At 59.7% G+C, this 18724-nt stretch carries 12 protein-coding genes and 1 pseudogene; 12 read left to right on the top strand and 1 reads right to left on the bottom strand.

The annotated features are described in order from the left end of the window. The first annotated feature begins 2 nt into the window (after positions 1–2). The 3 genes from BJF95_RS07150 to BJF95_RS07140 are packed head-to-tail and all read left to right on the top strand — an operon-like array spanning position 3 to position 7190. Positions 3–4472 carry an Eco57I restriction-modification methylase domain-containing protein gene (locus BJF95_RS07150; protein WP_075638730.1) on the top strand — a complete coding sequence of 1490 codons (4470 nt, stop codon included), beginning with the start codon at positions 3–5 and terminating at the stop codon, positions 4470–4472. Then, positions 4462–6423: a chromosome segregation protein SMC gene (locus tag BJF95_RS07145; RefSeq protein WP_075638729.1), complete on the top strand. Its 1962-nt coding sequence runs from the start codon at positions 4462–4464 to the stop codon at positions 6421–6423. The genes BJF95_RS07150 and BJF95_RS07145 overlap by 11 nt, the downstream gene beginning before the upstream one ends. Then, entirely contained in the window at positions 6423–7190 is a 768-nt protein-coding gene (locus BJF95_RS07140; protein WP_075638728.1) for an HNH endonuclease, read from the top strand. The genes BJF95_RS07145 and BJF95_RS07140 overlap by 1 nt, the downstream gene beginning before the upstream one ends. 101 nt (positions 7191–7291) lie before the next feature. Here BJF95_RS07140 and BJF95_RS07135 read toward each other — a convergent pair whose 3' ends face one another. Further along, entirely contained in the window at positions 7292–8227 is a 936-nt protein-coding gene (locus BJF95_RS07135; protein WP_075638727.1) for an HNH endonuclease, read from the bottom strand. Positions 8228–8566: 339 nt separating this feature from the next. On the opposite strand from BJF95_RS07135, the gene BJF95_RS07130 reads away from it, so the two are divergent. The 9 genes and pseudogenes from BJF95_RS07130 to BJF95_RS07090 all read left to right on the top strand — a co-directional run bounded on the left by BJF95_RS07130 (position 8567) and on the right by BJF95_RS07090 (position 18723). Continuing rightward, on the top strand, positions 8567–9748 hold the full coding sequence (locus BJF95_RS07130; RefSeq protein WP_075638726.1) for a hypothetical protein: 1182 nt from the start codon (positions 8567–8569) through the stop codon (positions 9746–9748). A gap of 321 nt (positions 9749–10069) precedes the next feature. Beyond that, a complete protein-coding gene (locus BJF95_RS07120; protein WP_075638724.1) occupies positions 10070–11194 on the top strand; it encodes a hypothetical protein in 1125 nt (374 codons plus the stop codon). Between the two features lie 141 nt (positions 11195–11335). Then, the gene (locus BJF95_RS07115) at positions 11336–11839 is read left to right on the top strand and encodes a hypothetical protein (protein ID WP_075638723.1); all 504 of its coding nucleotides are present in this window, start codon (positions 11336–11338) and stop codon (positions 11837–11839) included. Continuing rightward, on the top strand, positions 11832–13799 hold the full coding sequence (locus BJF95_RS07110; RefSeq protein WP_075638722.1) for an AAA family ATPase: 1968 nt from the start codon (positions 11832–11834) through the stop codon (positions 13797–13799). Before BJF95_RS07115 ends, BJF95_RS07110 begins: the two co-directional genes overlap by 8 nt. Then, positions 13796–14569, top strand: a complete 774-nt coding sequence (locus tag BJF95_RS07105) for an ATP-dependent metallopeptidase FtsH/Yme1/Tma family protein (RefSeq protein ID WP_075638721.1) — start codon at positions 13796–13798, stop codon at positions 14567–14569. The genes BJF95_RS07110 and BJF95_RS07105 overlap by 4 nt, the downstream gene beginning before the upstream one ends. 35 nt (positions 14570–14604) lie before the next feature. Then, positions 14605–14976, top strand: a complete 372-nt coding sequence (locus BJF95_RS24215; protein WP_210187729.1) for a hypothetical protein — start codon at positions 14605–14607, stop codon at positions 14974–14976. Then, positions 14973–15521, top strand: coding sequence for a hypothetical protein (locus tag BJF95_RS24210; RefSeq protein ID WP_210187728.1), 549 nt, complete (start codon positions 14973–14975; stop codon positions 15519–15521). The genes BJF95_RS24215 and BJF95_RS24210 overlap by 4 nt, the downstream gene beginning before the upstream one ends. A 316-nt stretch (positions 15522–15837) precedes the next feature. After that, positions 15838–16155, top strand: a complete 318-nt coding sequence (locus BJF95_RS07095; protein ID WP_245297254.1) for a hypothetical protein — start codon at positions 15838–15840, stop codon at positions 16153–16155. Between the two features lie 237 nt (positions 16156–16392). Then, positions 16393–18723: pseudogene (locus BJF95_RS07090) on the top strand (hypothetical protein). Position 18724 lies beyond the last annotated feature (1 nt).

The raw sequence follows: 18724 nt of genomic DNA, 5'->3' as shown, positions 1-18724 counted from the left end.
TCATGGCACGCAAAACCATCACCGATATGTCGTCATGGCCGTCGCTGAGTCTTGAAGGCAACCTGATCGCTCCCGCTATGATCGCCAAGATCGATCAGCGCCAGGCTTCCGAGCAGTCCCCCGAGGATTATTCGGTTCGCAAGGGTCTGCAGATCCGCGAAGAAATCGCGACGGCCTTTCGTGTAGGACAATCGCATTTCGACGCCTTTGCAAAGATCGAGCGCCCGTCTGCTGCCGCAACCTCACGCTTTTTCTCCGGTTTTTTGAAGGAGACTTTCGGGTATGCCGACATCGCTGCCGCATCCGCACCGATTGCTCTGTCGACGTCCGGGCGGGTGCCCATCGTGGTTGTCCCGCCTCAGGAGCAACTTGACCGCCGCAGCCCGACGCTCTCGGCGGACCGGTCGCGCTCCCCGGCTTTCGCTCTTCAGGACCATCTGAACGACAGCGAAGATGCCCTTTGGGGCATCGTGACCAACGGTGTGCACTTGCGCCTGATGCGCGACAATGCCTCGCTGACAAGGCCCGCTTACATCGAAGCCGATCTCACCCAGATATTCACGAACGAAGACATCGCTTCCTTCGCAGTTCTCTGGCTTCTAATCCATCGCTCTCGCTTCGGCGCGGCCGATACCCCCGCAACTGATTGCGCTCTGGAACGCTGGCGGGACGCCGGTTCTAAGGAAGGGGAAGCCGCCCGTGATCGATTGGCAGATCAGGTCCAGCTCGCCCTCAAGCTCCTAGGCTCCGGTTTCATCGAGGCCAATCCCGATCTCGCTGCGAAACTGCACTCTGGCGAAGTAAACCTCACCGAGTGGTTCAACGAACTGCTGCGCCTCGTCTACCGTCTGATCTTCCTCATGGTTGCTGAGGATCGAAACCTTCTCCACCCAGACAAGTCAAAGCCCGAGGCCCGCAGCCTTTATGCCGAAGGCTACTCACTGCAGTCGCTGCGCAAGCAATGCTATCGCGCCGCGACCTGGGACAAGCACCATGACCGCTACGAGGGCATGAAGGTCGTTTTCCTTGCCCTTGCCTACGGCCAGCCCGCCCTCGAACTGCCGGCCCTTGGCGGCCTCTTCTCCAACGATAAGCTGCCTCACCTCGAATCCGCCCGCCTGCGCAACCGCGCCTTCATGGAGGCGCTTTACCGCCTCTCTTGGCTCGACCAGAAGACCGGCATGGTTCCCGTAAATTGGCGCGCGATGGAGACCGAGGAGCTGGGCTCCGTCTACGAATCCCTCCTCGAGCTCCAGCCGCAGTTGGGCGATGATGGCAAGACACTGGTCTTCGCGTCGGAGGCGGCCGAGCAAAAGGGCAACCAGCGCAAGACAACCGGCTCCTACTACACGCCTGACAGCCTGGTTCAGGCGCTGCTCGATACAGCACTCGACCCAGTGCTCGACAAGACCGAGGCCGAGGCAGACGATCCCGCCAAGGCGCTACTGAAGCTTTCGGTCATCGATCCCGCCTGCGGCTCGGGCCACTTCCTGCTGGCCGCCGCTCGCCGCATCGCCACGCGCGTCGCCCGCATCCGAGCGGATGGAACGCCGTCGCTTGCCGATTTTCGTCATGCCCTGCGCGATGTCGCGCGATCCTGCCTGCACGGGGTGGACCGCAACCCGATGGCGGTGGAGCTGACCAAGGTCGCGCTCTGGATCGAAACGGTGGACCCCGGCCTTCCCCTAGGCTTCTTCGACGCGCAGATCCGCTGTGGCGATGCGCTGTTGGGTGTCTTTGATCTCAAGGTGCTGGAGGATGGCATCCCCGATGCCGCCTACAAGCCGTTGACGGGAGACGACAGAGACACGGCGAGATACTACACCCGCGCAAATAGAGACGAAAAAGCAGGACAGGGAACTCTGGATTTTACCGGTGGCCGATCCCGTCTGCCGGCCATCCGGCCAATCGCCGCAGAATACACCGGCTTTCGTGCTCTGGGCGAAGACACGCTCGACGATATCATCACCAAGGATCGTCGGTTCCTGTCTATCCGTGAAAGCGAGGCCTTTCACAAGGCGGAAATGGCCTGCGACCTTTATATCGCAGCCTTTCTTTTGCCGAAGACCGGTGGTGCCCCGACTTCGCGGGGCACACGATTGGTTCCGACCACCTCGGATGTGTGGCAGGCGCTGGACGATGGGCAGGTCTGGGGGCCGATCATAGGGCAAGCGACTGCGGCACGTCGCGCCTGCGCCTTTCACTGGCCGCTGGAGTTCCCTGATGTGATACAGCGAGGCGGGTTCGACGTGGTGCTGGGCAATCCGCCGTGGGAGCGGATCAAGCTGCAAGAGCAGGAGTTTTTTGCCGCCCTTTCGCCCGAGATTGCCAATGCCTCGAACAAGGCCGGGCGCGACAAGCTGATCAAGGCGCTGGCTAACGCGCCCGAGGGAAGCCCCGAACGTGCGTTATCCGATACCTTTATTGCCGCCAAGCATGAGGCCGAGGCGACCAGCGAATTCGTTCGCGTGGCTGAAGATCAGGGCGGGCGCTTTGCCCTGACGGGGCGCGGTGATGTGAATACATACGCTCTTTTTGCGGAACTGTTCGCCAACCTCGCGCGGGAGCGCGCAGGGGTGATCGTGCCGACGGGTATCGCCACCGACGCCACCACTGCGCCTTTCTTTACACATCTGGTGGAACAGCAGCGGCTGGCGAGATTGGTGGATTTCGAGAACCGTGCCGGACTTTTCCCCGCTGTACACAGTGCAATGAAGTTCACTCTACTCACCCTGGGTCGCGACGAACCTCAGGCGCACTTCGCTTTTTTCCTAACTACACCCGCGCAACTATCTGAAGCCGAGCGCAATTTCACGCTCTCGCCCGCGCAGATTGCTGTTATAAATCCTAACACGATGACCGCGCCGGTTTTCCGCTCCCGCGCAGATGCGGAACTCACGGCCAAGATCTATGCCAACACTCAGGTCCTGATTGACGAAAGTAAAGGCGCGTCGGGCAACCCTTGGGGCCTGACCGTGCATACCCGCCTTTGGCATATGGCTGAAGACGCCGATTGGTTCCGAACCGCGTCGCAACTGGCTTCCGAAGGGTTGGTAAGAAACGGAAGCACATGGAACAGAGAGAAGTCGAACCCGCTGCAGCCAGAATATTCCCCGCTCACCGAAGCAAAGATGGTCACATATTATGATCACCGGGTCGCAACCTACGGTGAACGCGGAGATGATCGCGGCTATCGTGTTCTCCCTGAAACCACACTTGAACAACACCAAGACACGGCATTTGAACCCGAGCCTTTCTATTGGGTTCCTACAATCGAATTGAATCGTCGGCTCGACCCATTGTCCGGTTTTGGATGGCTCCTCGGATGGAAAGACGTTGCGTCCGCCACAAATGAGCGCACTGCGACATTCTCGATCATTCCACGTTCCGCCGTCGGCCACACGATGCCTCTCATGTTTCCCGTATCATCGCCGCCGACAATCGCGTGTTTGTATGCCAACTTGTGCTCATTAATCCTTGACTATCCCGCACGCCAGTCCATTGCCGGACTCCACCTAACATTGGGATATCTCAAGCAATTGCCAGTCATCCCTCCAGCCTTCTACACGGAACCCCGCCTCACTTTCATCACCCCAAAGGTGCTGGAACTCACCTACACCTCGCACAGCCTTGCCCCTTTCGCCCGCGATCTGGGCTATGATGGCCCGCCCTTCGCCTGGGACGAGGATCGACGTGCCCACCTGCGCGCTGATCTCGACGCCTTCTACGCTCGCGCTTATGGCCTGAACCGCGATGAGTTGCGCTATATCCTCGACCCCGCCGACGTGAAGGGCCCCGACTACCCTTCGGAAACTTTCCGCGTCCTGAAGGAAAAGGAAATCCGCCAGCACGGCGAATACCGCACTCGCCGCCTCGTCCTCGAAGCGTGGGATCGGATGGAGCAAGACGGTGCGTTTATAGCTCTTGGAATGGCTAGTGCTGTATCTGCCACGGCGCAGCCGATCCAGGCTCCGCAGCTCGAAAAGCTCCTGAATACAATATGGGCTTGGCCACAGGGTATCAATGAACGTGACAGGGTACGCGCCCAGCTTCGTGCCCTAGTAGGCATCCTGCCAGAGCCGTCCGACCGTCGCCGCGTCCGTTTGGCCGCGTTGGCCTGTTTGCAGCCAGGTTTGCTTGATGGGTTCCTTTCGGAAGCGGATCGTCGTGAATGGAAACGTCTTGTGGCACATCCAGAGGGCTTGACCCAGCTCGTTCCACCGACAAATGCAGCGTGGGGTGCAGCTTTCAACGAGCTCGTCTCATCAGCCGTACTGGATGTGTCGCCCGATGGCAGCCGCTGGGGTGCTGGCGTAAGGCTCGACCGCTCAACCCTGAATGCAAACGATCCTTCTATCGGTCGCGCACTTTTCGCCTGGTCACGGCTCGAGAGCGTTGATCTGGATCAGGGGCTCGGCCAGGTTCCATCGGCAATCTTGCCTTTCATCCGGGAGGGACGTCTTGCAGCCTGACCTATTTCAGCCAGATGAGATTGAGTTCACCTCGCCGGGAAGTCAGCAGGGCCCACGCCTTTGGGTTCGGCGCATAGCGCTCTGGCAGGATAGTAAGACCCTGTTGCGCAACATTTCGCTTCGGCCCGGAGTGAATATTGTATGGTCGCCGGACCTCTCGATGAATGGGACCGGCGCCACACCTCACGGCAGCGGAAAAACGACATTTTGTCGGCTGATCCGATACTGCCTGGGTGAGCGGCACTTCTCCAATGAAGAACAACGTCCACTCATGCAGCATAAGCTGCCAAACGGCTTTGTCGGTGCAGAGATCATCATTGATGGGGAATGCTGGGTAGTAACACGTCCTATCGGCATGAATCTGCCGTCGCGGACCGAACGTGCCGAGCGGATCGAGGATACGTTTGATCAGATTCTTGTGGGCACCGAACCTCCAACGATAGCATCGGTGATCTCGGAACGGTTTTGTGCTGGTTATAGAGATCAGGTCCCTGGTAACTTAAAGGCAGAGCAAGTCTGGGACGTCCTGCTGTCATGGCTCACCCGCGACCAAGAATGCCGCCTGGACGACTTGTTCGACTGGAGGTCCAAGCGATCTGGTTCCGGATCACCCGCGCAGGAGCTGTCGCTTGAAGCGAAGTTGAGCGTGGTGCGCCTTGCAATCAAAGCGCTCTCCGCTGACGAGGTTCAAGCCAGCATCGCGGCTCGTATACTTGCGCGCGAACGAGATACCCTGCGGGAGAAGCTCGGCCACATCGACTGGTTCCAGGGGCAGCGGTTTGCCGAACTTTCCGAAAGCCTTTCCATTCCCAGCGATCGCGACCCGAACGAGGAAGTGGTTCGCAAGGAGCTCATCGACAAAGCTCAAGAACAACTTGCGAGGGCTATGGGCGCCGACCATGCCATGGGCCAGAGGCCAAGTGATACGCTGCGAAAGAAGCGCCATGCGCTGCAGTCTGAACGGAATGACAGAAGCGAAGACAGGGCTGAGAAAAGAGCGCTTTTCAAAAGCTTGCCTAGTCAGATTGCCGCTGCCCGAGCGGAACAGGGAACCGAGCAAGCGAGGCTCGAAACTGGCGTCATTGTCCGCTGCACAATTTGCCATGTAAATATCGACGAAGTGACCGCAAAGGGATGCGGCATCTCTTTGGAGCGTTGTGACATCGACCAGTTGCGCTCCAGGATGGCTCGGTCAGAGCAACAGGTGATGGAGCTGGAGCGGCAGAAAGGCGCGATGCCCGACGAAATAGATCAGCTCGATCGAGAGATTGTTCAGCTCGACCAAGAGATCGCCCAGGTTGACAATTCGTTAGCGCAGCTTGAGCAACAGGACTCTGCCGCTAACAAGGTTGTCAATCGGGCACGCGAATTGGTTCGTGAGGCGACTTGGTTCGATCGCCAACTTAGTGATCGTATACCAACGGTACAACGCTTGGACGCCATCGATAAAAGGCTGGAAGTGCTCAGTCAGACGGTGGCGCTCGAGCGAGAACGTGTAGCAGCGGCAATAGGCGATCTTGGTGCACTGTTTCAGCAACTCGTTGCCGCCCTAATGCCGAAAGGATGCTACGGGAAAATGAAGCTCGACGGCAAACGCCTTCATGCGGAGATATCGTTTGCACGCGGCGCAGGGCTGTCTACAGCCGCGGTGGAGTCATTCAAAATTGTAGCCTTTGACCTCGCTGCTATGATCCTGGCTGGGAATGGCAAAGCCGACATGCCGTCGTTTCTTATTCATGACAGTCCACGTGAGGCAGACCTCGACGCTGGCATTTATTCGAACCTCTTCGATTTCGCCTTGGGCTTGGAGAGGAAGGCCGATCCTCCACCTTTCCAGTACATCGTTACGACAACAACGGCACCGTCGCAGATCAAACCCGATCATCCGGCCATGCGACTCCAGCTCTCCTCTACACCTCCCGAGGCTCGGCTGTTTGCGATGGATTTTTGATGGTCGGTGCCCCACAGTCATTCGTTACGAGTCACGAATGCGACAAGGTCGCGTTTCAGAATGGCTTTCGCCGGACACATGGCGAAAGCGGCGGCTGGCGGCACTACACCTCTACGACGGCGCAGGGTTCGCTCTGGCTCACGCGGGACAATACAGGCGGCTGGCTCCTCGCATTGGATCACGCTGGCGTCGTCGCGGAAATCGGCCTCGAGCCGCGCGATGCCGAGGGACCCGGCATCGCGCGCTTTTGGTTCGCTGACTTGGTTTTGCTGTATGCAACAATGCCGCGGGTTTACGAACTCGCTGTGAGCCTTCCGGATGCGCCGCTTCAGGAGTTCCTTCACCACACGGAGGTTCTACCTCGGTCGACCGAGGCGGAGCGGCTCGTGGTGCAACGGGTCGGGCAGAACATTTTCCGTGAGCGACTTATGGCATACTGGCAAGGGCGCTGCCCCTTGACGGGCATTACCGACAAAGCTCTTCTCCGCGCCTCCCACATCAAGCCCTGGAAGGACTGCGACAGCGATGCCGAGCGGCTCGACGTTCACAATGGCCTTCTCCTGTCGGCCCTCTGGGATGCCGCATTCGATAGCGGTCTCGTAAGTTTCGATGATGCAGGAAGGCCACTCTTTTCGCCCACGCTCAGCTCCGATGGAAAGGCGTTGCTCTGTTGGGAAAACCCGCTTCCGTTGAGCGATAAACATCGCGAGAAGCTGGCATGGCATCGAGCTTCATTTTTGTATGAGGATGCATCGGCATTTATATGAAGCTGAGGACGTCAAGCGGCTGTACCGGCGTCCGGGAGCGTTGGGTTGCCGAGCCGCAAGCTCAGCCGCTTGCGGCAATAGCGGAAATTATTTCCGCATCCTCAACCCTTGAACAATTTCTCGCGGTGGTATTGCAGAAACTGCGAATGCGGCCGCTCGTCCGCGCGTGCTGGGACAAGCAGGTGCCGCTCTGGATTGATGAGCCTTGTGATGGTGTCGGGCACACCGCTGTCGGCGATCAGCAGGCTGTAATCGTCATCGACCGAAATCAGGCCGCGGTCGAACATCCAGTGCACGGTTCCGGACAAGGCCATACCATTCCGAACACTATCCGGCCCACCATCTGCCACCGGGCGGATGTGTGCTGCCTGGACCTCGGAGCGTCCTCCACCGTTGATCAACTTGAGGCCGGTGACGGCACATGTGTCTTGGTAGGCCGACTTGATGGCCGCCGAGAAGGCCCGCTCCCGGAATGGACGCTGTAGCACTTGGGAGACGATCCGGCGATCGACGCTGTCGATCTCGAAGGGCATCTGCGGATTGTCTCCAAATCCGATGCGCGCCTCCTCGACGGGATCCGGCGCCGGTCTTTCACGATTCCGCTTGCCGAGCACATGCGCGAAGCCGGCGGCGAGGATCAGGTCATATTCTGCATCCGGAATATTTCGGACAGCGCGACCGAACGCTCCTTTGTTGGTCGAGCCGTCGTCCTTTCGTAGCCCGCTCTCATAATAGTGGTCCGCCTCCTTGAAGGGTACGGCGTGATCAAATGGCAGGAAGTCCTCGATCAGCGCATAGAAGTGGTCGGGCTTTGACGGGTCCTCAATGATATCGGTGATCCTGGCCGTTGCGAAATACGCCTGCCTGCCGCCCGTCTTCATGAGGTCGCCGCTTGGCCGCCGCGGCTCGTAGTAGACGATCCAATCTCCCCTCGCGGCCTCGACCTGACGCAGATAGGTGCGCGGGAAATGATACCGCTGCTCCGGAAGGTCGTCGTAGGTCGAGTCGACCTTGGTGGTCAGAATTGCCTTTGCCATAAGCGCGCTCTTTCATGCAGACGAGTTGCGGCCAGTCCGTCCTGACTACCAGGCCGGGCGGGATGTTGAAAGGGGCGCTTGGGTGTACATGGGCCGAAAAACGCCTCAGGCGGCACTCGTATTAAGTGTATACGTTTCTTGCCTCAACGAGAAGCAAGATTCCTTTGTCGATGGGTAAAAGCGCCCGTTCGTGGAGTATATATAGTATTGTTTTACGTATAAAACAAGGAAACAAATTATTGCAAAACCTTTAGTTGGTTTAACTATTTGGATATTGTGCGATAATAGTTGGGTAAGATCATGGAAGCTTACTTTCACAAAAACATAAGGAGATAGACTGTGAAGATCATCAATAAATCATCCGCTTTTGCTTCTGCCGCCCGCCCCTTTTATGAAGAGCACGCGATCGGCGATGATCTGAAGATGCGGCTTGAGGATGAGGCCAAGCTCCTCATCGGTGCGCAGCGCAGATCGACGGAAGAGGCTTTCGAATCCGGGGAGCGTCTCGATAGGGTTGCTTTACTCCTCCCGGAAGGCACCGTGGAGAAATGGGCCGTCGAGTGCTGCGGCTACACTTCGCGCCACATCCGCACTATGCGTGCTGTGGCCCGCAACTTGAATGCCTATAAGCAGATCCTTGTGGATCTCGCTGTTGGTCCGACCGTGCTTGGAAAGCTGAGTGCTGCCACGCCGGAGCAGGTCGAACAGGCCATCGGCTTTGCCGGCATGCACGGTCGCTTGCGGGTGCAGGACGTCACGGCAATTATCGCCGGGTCGAAGTCGGACGTCGATGAGAACCCGGACCGCGATCCGTATGATCTTGGCGGGCTCGACGGGCTCAAGGCGATCATCGCAATCAAGGTCCGCGATGGGTTGAAGTCGTTTGTGGCGCACATCGAGGAGATCCTCACCCATGTTGCCGACGCTTTGCCGAAGAACAACATCGTCAAGAAGACGCTCGCTCAACAGATCGCGCTTACGGCACGTCTCGCCCACCGCGAGCTGGAGAGCCTTGCGGAGTTCGTCACTCCGAACCCTCGGGCAGCCTACGTCATTGACGCCACCCGGTTGCCCGCCGGCTCGCGGTGGGCGGCGGTTAGCGGTCTGCTTTACAAGATGGGCAGTGATACCTCGTGGCCCGACAAGGCTGAGCTTCGGACATGGCTGAAAACGGAGGTCGTGCCGACCCTGGAGTGGGTGACTTCGAAGAAGCCCCTTCCAACTTTCCCGAACGCGAAAACCTCTAACCTCGCGGTGCCTACGGCGGAAGCACTGGTGGTCGAAACTCCCGAGGGTCCGGCACCGGAGGCAGCCGGTGCGCCATCGATCGAAGACGCGGTGACGTCGATGGCGGCGGCCTTTGGCATCGTCGCCACGGTCGACTTGTCGATGCCGGAGAAGAAGGGGGAGGAATCCATCCCGACGTTGACGGAAGCCCTGGCCAAGACCGATAAGCGTGTCCAGCGTCCCGCGTTCTTGGCCAAGGCAAAGCCGACCTCGCCACCATCCGCCACGGCTTAAAGTTGGAAGGCCGGACTACCGGTCTTGCCATCGAGTTCGAGAGGGCCGCCCGTCGGCCCTTCTCATTTCCGGATCCAGCCAGAATTCTGCGGCAACGAGATCCGGTTCGCGATCTACGATCGTTTTCAGATCGGGGACTGTGAGCCCGGCGTTAACCTTGTACCGGCTTTGTTCTGTTTTTATGATCTGGGTCCTTGAGCCCGGCCGCGGGTCCTGCCAGGTTGGGGACGTTCCGGATGGCTGGAACAAGACGGCCCAAGCCGATGCTACCAACATCGACAAGGGCCTGACCCTCAACCTTGTACAAGAAGGAATCGGGCTATGAGCACGAATACCGCTTCTGTTCCCTGTGGGGAAGTTCTCCGTTCTATCATCAACACCAGCGAAGCCGTCTCGGCCGCCGCATCCCGCCCGCGCCCGTTCGGCTTCGGCCGCAATACGGTTCAAGCTGCGACTTCGATCCACGAGCCTGCGGTCCTGCGCCGTCATCCGCATCTCGTTCGCTTCTCTGATGTCGAGGCCGATCTCGATCTGCTGATCGATCGCGCCATTGCAGCCATCGTCGACGGCGAACCGACCGAAGACGAGATCCTCGGTCATTACGTCAACATCGCCTCGCTTGTCCGCGCGGTCTCCTTCCGGGAAGGCAAGTTGTTGGAACAGGCGGTCGACCGCCTGGCGAAAGCCAACCCGGACATCCTCGTCCTGACACAGTCCCTGAAACTGCCGCTCGTCAAAGCAGCAATGGAAGCCTTGTCCGGCAACGACTGGTCGAGCCTTGATGGCGTGAAGCTCGATTGCGAGGCACCGGCGAAAGGCAGCTACACCCCCGACCTGATCGTGGTGAACCGCGCCCGGCATACGGCATACATCCTCGACCTCAAGCGGTCGCTTGCGTCCTATAGCGATACGAGCCGGCTCGAAGAGTTGAAGATCAAGATGATGGCGTCGGCAATGGTCTTGCCCGACTGGCTCTACAAGAACCACAAGCGCCTGATGGTCGATGCGGTGGAAGTGGCGATTGTCGATGGTGCCAGCCGCCCGAGCGATCATGCCAACGGGGTCTGGGCCCTATCCGAGATTGACGACCTTCTGGAGATCGATGGTGTCGCTGCCTGCATGGCAGAACTGCGCCGGCGCTTCGGTCGGCGCGTGCAGCAGCTTCTCGAAGTTGAGGCGCGCAAGGCGATCGGTGTAAACGAGCGGGCCATGACCGTTGCGGCCGAGATGGTCGGTCATTCATCAGTCCCCATTCCTTCGCGGATCAATCTCAACGGGCCGAGCCGGACCTTCGAGGAAGACCAGGCTGTCCGCTCAGGTGATGACGACCTTGCTCGTGATGATCTCGGGGAAGATGTCTTCGGCTCGTGCGATGAGACAGAGGATGATGAGCCAATACCGGTCTTCTTCCGCGTCGGCTATGCCCGTCGTCCGGCGGCACATTGATCTGATGGTTTGAACGCCGTGCCCTGACGCTTGCCGTCGAGAATCGGACGTTGACCGCCATGGCCAGGGGCCGCGGCTTCCTCACCATTCCCTCATCTCTCATTGGCGCCGGACCCGCAGCGGTCTGGCCAAGGAGCCGTCATGTCTTCCGACACCCATCCGGATGTGCCGCTGCGCATCCGTTGCGAGACGATCTCGCCCACTTCATCGCCAAGCCTGGCTTGCCATCGTTCGCATGGCGTAATCCTTCGCTCTCCCGGATCTGGTCTTGGCCGTCCGCTTGCCGACGATCCGGCTGTCCTGATCGGATTGGCGCTCGGACATGTCCGGCAGGGAGAAGGGCTTACCGGCATCGTACCGGACATCATCATCGATCGACTGCGGGCGCTTGCCGATCACGGCAATCCGGCTTGCCGCCTGTTGCTCGACTGGTTGGCCGGACGAAACCGCGATCTCATCGCATCGTCTCACCCGGTTCCGGCTGAGCGGCCTTCGATCAAACTCCGCCCCGGTCGCCGCATGATCCGGGAGCGCCGCCAGGCCGGGCCGGGCAGCTTGAAGCGGCGCAAGCCGACGAAGCCCCAGTCGCCCGATCCCAAAACGGCAATTATTGCCGCGACGACGGAGGGCCGGATCGATGAGTAAGCTATCGCGCCTGCTCGTCCGCCGCCTGGAGCGCATTGCCCGCCGGGAGGCTCAGCGCAATGCGCATCGCAATGGTTTGCTGCACATGAAGATCGTCGAGGTCGGCGGCCATGTCATGCGGTGCTATGCACCGGCCTTCGATACGTCCCGTCTGTCTGGAGATCGCGATCGGGATCTGGCATGGCTGCGCCGGAATTTTGGCGGCTACCTTCTGCCGCCGCCACAGCCGTCCGACATTGTTGTGACCGAAGGCAGGCCTCATGCATTCGTCTCGCCGTTTCCGTCCGGAGGAACGCAGGCCGGAAGCGGTGATCACATCTCCACCACGGATCGTGCGCACCGCGCCTATGCCGTCGGCCTGGTCGGCCAGGCGGGCAGGTCGCCCTTGGTCAGCAACATCGTCACCTCTATCGTACTTGCCCGCGCGATCGAGAATGGCAGCATGCCCTTCGCCAAGATCGCTCGCGCTGCTGCCATGTCGGCACCCGTCGTGTCACTGCATGCGCCGATGGCCGGCTTCGAGCAGGCCATGCGGCGGCTGATCGAAGTGCCCGGCTTCATTCCGGGTGGTGCTTTGAGCGGGATCGATGGCGACTATGTCTATGACGGCTCAAGCTTCGTAGGGTCGGAGAGTACTGGTCGGACCTACATCCAGTTCTTCGGAGATAATGTCCGGCGCGTCAGTGGCGCGGCACTGCAGCGGCGGCTGGTGAATGCGCTGACGCGGGACTATCCCGTCGTGGCAATCTCGGAGAAGTCGGACGCCATTCCATCCGAGATCACCATTGCCGCCGATGTGGATCTCGCCACCGGCTGGCTCGATTACGCGTTCATCAGTACGATGATTGAGGCGATGCATGGCGCTGCTGGTATCGCTGCTCTTGAGCAGTGGTCGACGGCCTACGACGCCCACTACCTGACGATCGATGATGTCGTGCTCGCCTGTCGGCCGGGGCGCAGTGCCCCTGAGGTGATCGCGGTGCTGGCGTCGCTCACCGAGCGCAATCGCATTGCTGCCCGGGACGGCGATGATGACGAAGGCGATCCGGCTTCGTCCGGCGCCGGAAAGCCATCGAAATCGACGCAGGGTGCTGCATCGTCAGAGAAGACCTCGTCCGGAAAGGACAGCGGTGGTGGATGGAAGCGCGACAAGCCATCCGGCGCCGAGGTCATTCAGCCGGAGCCGCTGGATAACACCAATACGCCCGGTCGCCCATCACCGACGGTCGAAACGCTCTCCGGATACGGCAAGGCCAAGATCTGGGCACTGGATCTGAAAGTGGATCTTGCCGATTACAGGGCAGGCTCGCTTGCCTGGGCGGACATGAGCACCAAGCTGCTGCTCTACGGTGCGCCAGGGACTGGCAAGACGACGTTTGCCCGGGCGCTGTGCAATAGCCTGCAGGTTCCCTTGGTTGTCACCTCCGTTTCGACGTGGCTACAGGGTGGGCATCTCAACGATGTCATCGATAAAATGGCCAAGACGTTTGCCGAGGCGCGTGCGATGGCGCCATCGATCCTGTTCATCGACGAGATCGACGGCATTGGAAAACGGCAGCCAGCGGAACAGGAGTACGCCGACTACTGGAATACGCTCGTCAACAAGGCGCTAGAGCTGCTCGATGGTGCCGTGAAGAGCGAGGGGCTGGTCATCGTCGGTGCGACCAATCGGCCGGAACAGATCGATGACGCGATCAAGCGCTCTGGGAGACTGGAGACTCACATCGAAATCCCCATGCCCGATGTCGCGACACTCGCGGAGATCTTCGCTCACCATCTCGGCGATGACATTGCGTCACTGGTCAGCGATACTGGATCGACAAGCACTGACGCCGAAGAGAGGTGTTCAAAGGATGCCGGCACCTTGACGGAAGAACGGTCGGCGTTCGACGGGCGGCCTGACAACAATGACCACGACAAACCTGGTTCCGACGAAGTCAGGAAGGGAGCAGCGAAATGACCGCCACATCGAAGCACAACACTGAACCCGCCATGCCTAACGCCGCCGTTCAGGTGATCCTGAACCGGCTGGCGACCCGCGCCATGGGCCTGACGGGCGCCGACATCGAGCGGATCGTTCGCCAAGCTCGGTTGAAAGCGCGGCGCGAGAAGCGGTCGATCCGCTACAATGATCTCGAAGATGGTATCCGGATGGACCGGCCGCAAGTGCCATACGATCTGCGCTGGCGCTTTGCCATCCACGAGTCCGGCCATGCGGTCGTTCACCACGCTCTCAGACTCGGCCCGATCCATGGCCTCAATATCGATAGCCCAAGTGGCGGTGGCTACAGCCAGCTTGGCTTTACCGCATCCGGCAGCGACACACTGGGCTATCGGGAGGACATGCTGGCAATGCTGATGGCGGGGAGGGCGGCTGAGCAGATCGTGGTTGGCAGCGTCTCAGCGGGATCAGGCGGCACCGACGACAGCGATCTGGCGCGGGCGACGAAGCTGGCGCTTGCTATGGAGCGCAGCCTGGGCTTGGGCGCTATCCAGCCGCTGCTCTATCGCGACGACAAGGATCCGACTGCCGTGCTCGATGGCAATCCGGATCTGGCGGCCCGCATTCATACCCGACTGGAGAAGGCGTTCGCACGGGCTGGCGAGACCCTCACCGAAAACCGGGACGGACTTGATGCCTTGGTCAAGGCGCTGTTCGATGCCCAGGCGCTCGATGGAGTGGCCGTGAAGCGGCTCCTCAAACACAGTGATCGTGCAGGAGGAAGCTGATAGCCTTCGGTGCGCATCGTAACGGGGAGTAAGGTATGAATGTTGCTGTCGTCGCGCACTCTGACTGGAGCATCGACAGGAAGAAGCGCTGGATGTCGGTTGCCATCCGGAACGGCGTGCGATGGCAGGTCCATGCGCCAGAGCTGGTGGGCGACACCCTGAGCCTGATCGACCGGATGAAGGTCAGATCGGTTGCGGAAGGTGCCCTCCTGCTCGGCTTTGATTTCCCAATCGGTCTTCCAGAGGCCTGCGCGCGCGCCACCGGCTTGCCTCGTTCGGATCGGGTATCTGGTCGGACTGGTATAGCGTTGCCGACCACCGTAGCCGCATCTCCCTCCACCGCCCGTTCTATCCGGCGCGGCCGGGCGGCACCCAGCGCGCGCATCTCTTCGATGCTCTCGGCGTGACCGATCCGCAGGCGCTTCTGCTTGTGTGCGAACGCGCGACCCCGGATCGGCAGGCTGCCTGCATGCTGTTTTGGACGCTCGGCGGCAATCAGGTCGGAAAGGGTGCTATCGCCGGATGGCGCGAGATGATCGTCCCCCGGCTGGACGAGATCGCCCTTTGGCCGTTCGACGGACGTCTGGCCGATCTCCTCGATACCAGGCCATGCGTCATCGCAGAGACCTATCCCGGCGATGTCTACCGACAGCTCGGCATGCCCCGCGGCGGCTGGAGCAAGCGGCGGCAGAGCGACCGCCAGCGGATAGCGAAGGCGATGATACCTTGGCTTTTGGCACGGTCGGATCTCGACGCTCATGCTTTCTTGCCGATGATCGAAGATGGGTTCGGCGCGGATAAGGCAGGTGAGGAACGTTTTGATGCGGTCGTCGGCCTGCTCGGCACGCTCGACGTCGTCGATGGGCGGCGTGACGAAGGCGTTCCGGATATCGATGGGGTGCGCCGGTGGGAGGGTTGGATCCTTGGTCATCATCGCAATAATGCAAACTGATGCGAGACGACGTGAGGCAGGTTGTCGGCAATGGATCTCACGTCTTCAGGACCTGAGACAAATTGCGCTCTTTTGATTCTGAGTTCGGGATTTTCGATTCAGAACTCAAACAGAATGATTCAGCAACGCCGTTTGCGCATGCTCAACCTGCATTGGTGCAAGGCAATGTGCCCGCAACGCGAAACAAATTGCGCTCTTTTGATTCAAATCTCTGAGCTGCCGATTCTGAACTCGATATTTTTGATTCCGCCAAACGGCGCTTGCGCCGGTGGGCCGGTCCCCTGACCATTGAGGAGGCCGAGGAGTGGGAGGGCGAATGATGAATGCAAAGGCGGCAAGGCAGCGGCAGAAGGCGCTTCGTGATGCGAACAGGAGTGCGCGGCGGCCTGAGCGGGATGATCTCGCAAGGGTGGCGCTATATTGGCTCATACGCAGGGCGGTCGATAAAGGCCAGGAGGCTGAACTCGCGAAATTCCAGGACGTGATCGTGTCTATGCTGAGCGATCAAGGCTTCGATGAGGGCGAATGCGATAGGGTCTTCGACGATCTCGTCTCGAAATACCGGTCCGGTGGCCTTCCGTTCCGCCGGAAGCTTCACCTCCTTTATCCCGATGGTGTCGATCAGGACGTTTGAGCGGTCGTTCATTTTGGACCACCGCGGTTCCGGTCTTCCTTGTTGCTGGTACCGCTCAGCGCCTAACGGCGTTTGTCCATCTCACGTGTTCTCCCCCCATTACTTCGTAAAACGCCGTTCGATTCTGAATCGAATTTCCAGAGCGTGCCGTGGGCTAAAACGCTTCATTAACGCGCTTCGCTTAGCTCGACCGCCCCCTTGAACTGAGGGGTCCAGTAACAACGAGCATGAAGTGAAATGACGAAACTTACCGCAATGAAAGCCTTCCAGCGCAAGATCGACGCCTATTGCGCGATGCGACTAATTCCAAACTTCTCGACCAACGATGCCGACGCCCTCAATGCCTATATGCGGCTTCTTATCGAGCGACGATGCGGTCCGCAGCGAACCGGAGGTCACACGGATTGGGATATGGTTGCCCGGCTGACTGGCGTGGATGCGACGATGCTCGCCGTACATCACCGTGCAATCGATCCGGCCTTTGATGCCATCCTTCGATGGAGTAGGGATGGCGACGCTGGGAAAGATACGCCACCCGGTTCGCGGAAATCGACCGTGAACAAGAAGAAGGCGCTTTTGGCCGATCAGCCGAAGGCTCGTCCGGGAACTGTCGCAGCAGACAACACGCGGCCTCGGGATAATCTCGCGAAACGAAAGCCCGCGGACATCGTCGACTGCCCGGAACCCTTGTTCCAGCAACGGTCCGATCCTTCCGGTCTCGCCGAGGCACTCCAGCTTCACATGCGACGGCATGGCGAAACCTATTGGGTCCTCCATCGTTCCGTGGTCCGCTCCGATGAGCCTATGGACAAAAACACACTGCTGAGCTCGATCGAAGGACGGCGCGTACCACGCAGCACCGACAGCTTTGACGTGCTCGGACGGATCGAGCGTCGCTACCACCTTCCGGACGGGTACTTCAAGGCAAAACTTCCGCATCAGTCGCGGTCAGCGTCCGGTTTCAACCTGTCGGAACTCGACCCGGCTGAACGTCGAAGGATCGCCTGGCATCTCCCGGACGACTTCAATGCTCTGCCATTTGCCAAGCGCCAGGAGATCCTGGATTGAGTGCGTCGTGTGATCATCAGCGGCTCAACGGATTACAGAAAATTCCAGGCTGCCGCAGCCAAGCAACGTTACGCCATCCGCTTCCCGGGCGTGTCCTATGGCGGACGTGCACCGCGAGACGGCAAGATCGCGGTGCCGGCAAACTATGAGGAGACATGGATCGAGGATCCCGATCTCCTGTCGGGCGTCGTGGATGCACCGCCGGCATTGGCCATGGAAATGGCTGACCTCGTCCGCTTCAAGACCTCGGCCCTCACGTCGATTGGTTTCCAACGCAACGGCGTCTGGGGCGAGGAGACGGCTTCTCAGAAGATCGAGCATCTGGGGCTCATGTTCGGCGCGTTGGCGGCGTCGAGGACGGGTGAGATCAAAGGGTACGGCGTGCCGGTCCGCCACCTGACATTCGGCCTGCTGATCTTCCCGGGCATATGGGACTGGTATCTGCAATGGCGTGAAAGCCGTCGCGGTTTCTACACGGCCTGGGAAGTCGATATGCTACGGATTGCGCTGGCGATCACGAAGGAAGGCACTGGATGGCTCAGACAGCATCCTGAACTTCTCGCTCGCGTTCAGCCCATTCCCGGTCTCGTCTCGCAAAACGAGATCGACGATGCCCGAGAGGATTGGCATGGTGCGTGTGAGGATTTCCACAAGCACGCCGCTCATCGTGTAAAGGAGATCCAGCGCATTGCCCGCGTCCATCGCGATCCCTTCGAGCCGATCATGCCAGTGCTCGAGGCCGACAGTCCGGTTGGCGAGTATCGTAAGATCACCGAGGAGATCATTCGCCTCATGCCGGACGAAGAGCGTTATCCGCGCCCGGCCGCGGAGGCAGTTCGATCGTTCCTCATGTTGCGGCTGGGATTGCATCTGGGGCTTCGCCAGAAAAATCTTCGGCAATTGATGCTCTGCCCACGCGGACAGATGCCGCGTCCGGAACGTGTCCTCGAAAAGCTGAAGCGCGGGGAAATCCGCTGGAGCGAGCGAGACGGTGGCTGGGAAGTGCTGATTCCAGCAGTCGCCTTCAAAAATGCCCACTCGTCATTTTTCGGAGACAAGCCGTTCCGACTGGTTCTACCGGATCTGCTCGACCTCTACCGTTACATCGATGACTATGTCGAACGGCATCGCGCTACGCTGCTCAAGGGCGTTGCCGATCCCGGAACCTTCTTCGTGAAGACGGTGAAGACGACAAGCACCGATGCGGCATATGACGTGACGACCTTCTACGAGGCCTGGAGGCTGACTATCCAGCGTTACGGAATCTATAATCCCTATACCGGACGAGGGGCGATCAAGGGCCTGCTGCCTCATGGTCCACATAACGTGCGGGATGTGCTCGCCACCCACATCCTGAAGCAGACCGGCTCATATGAGCAGGCAAGTTACGCGATCCAGGATACGGCTGACATGGTGGCCAAGCATTATGGCCGCTTCTTACCTCAAGACAAGGCAGCACTGGCTGCGAGAATTCTCAATCGGGTTTGGGAGGCAGCTTAGT

This window comes from Rhizobium oryziradicis (genome assembly GCF_001939045.1).
Taxonomy (GTDB): Bacteria; Pseudomonadota; Alphaproteobacteria; order Rhizobiales; family Rhizobiaceae; genus Allorhizobium; species Allorhizobium oryziradicis.
The sequence above is the reverse complement of the archived record's forward strand: the minus strand, read 5'-3'. Positions and strand labels throughout refer to the sequence as shown.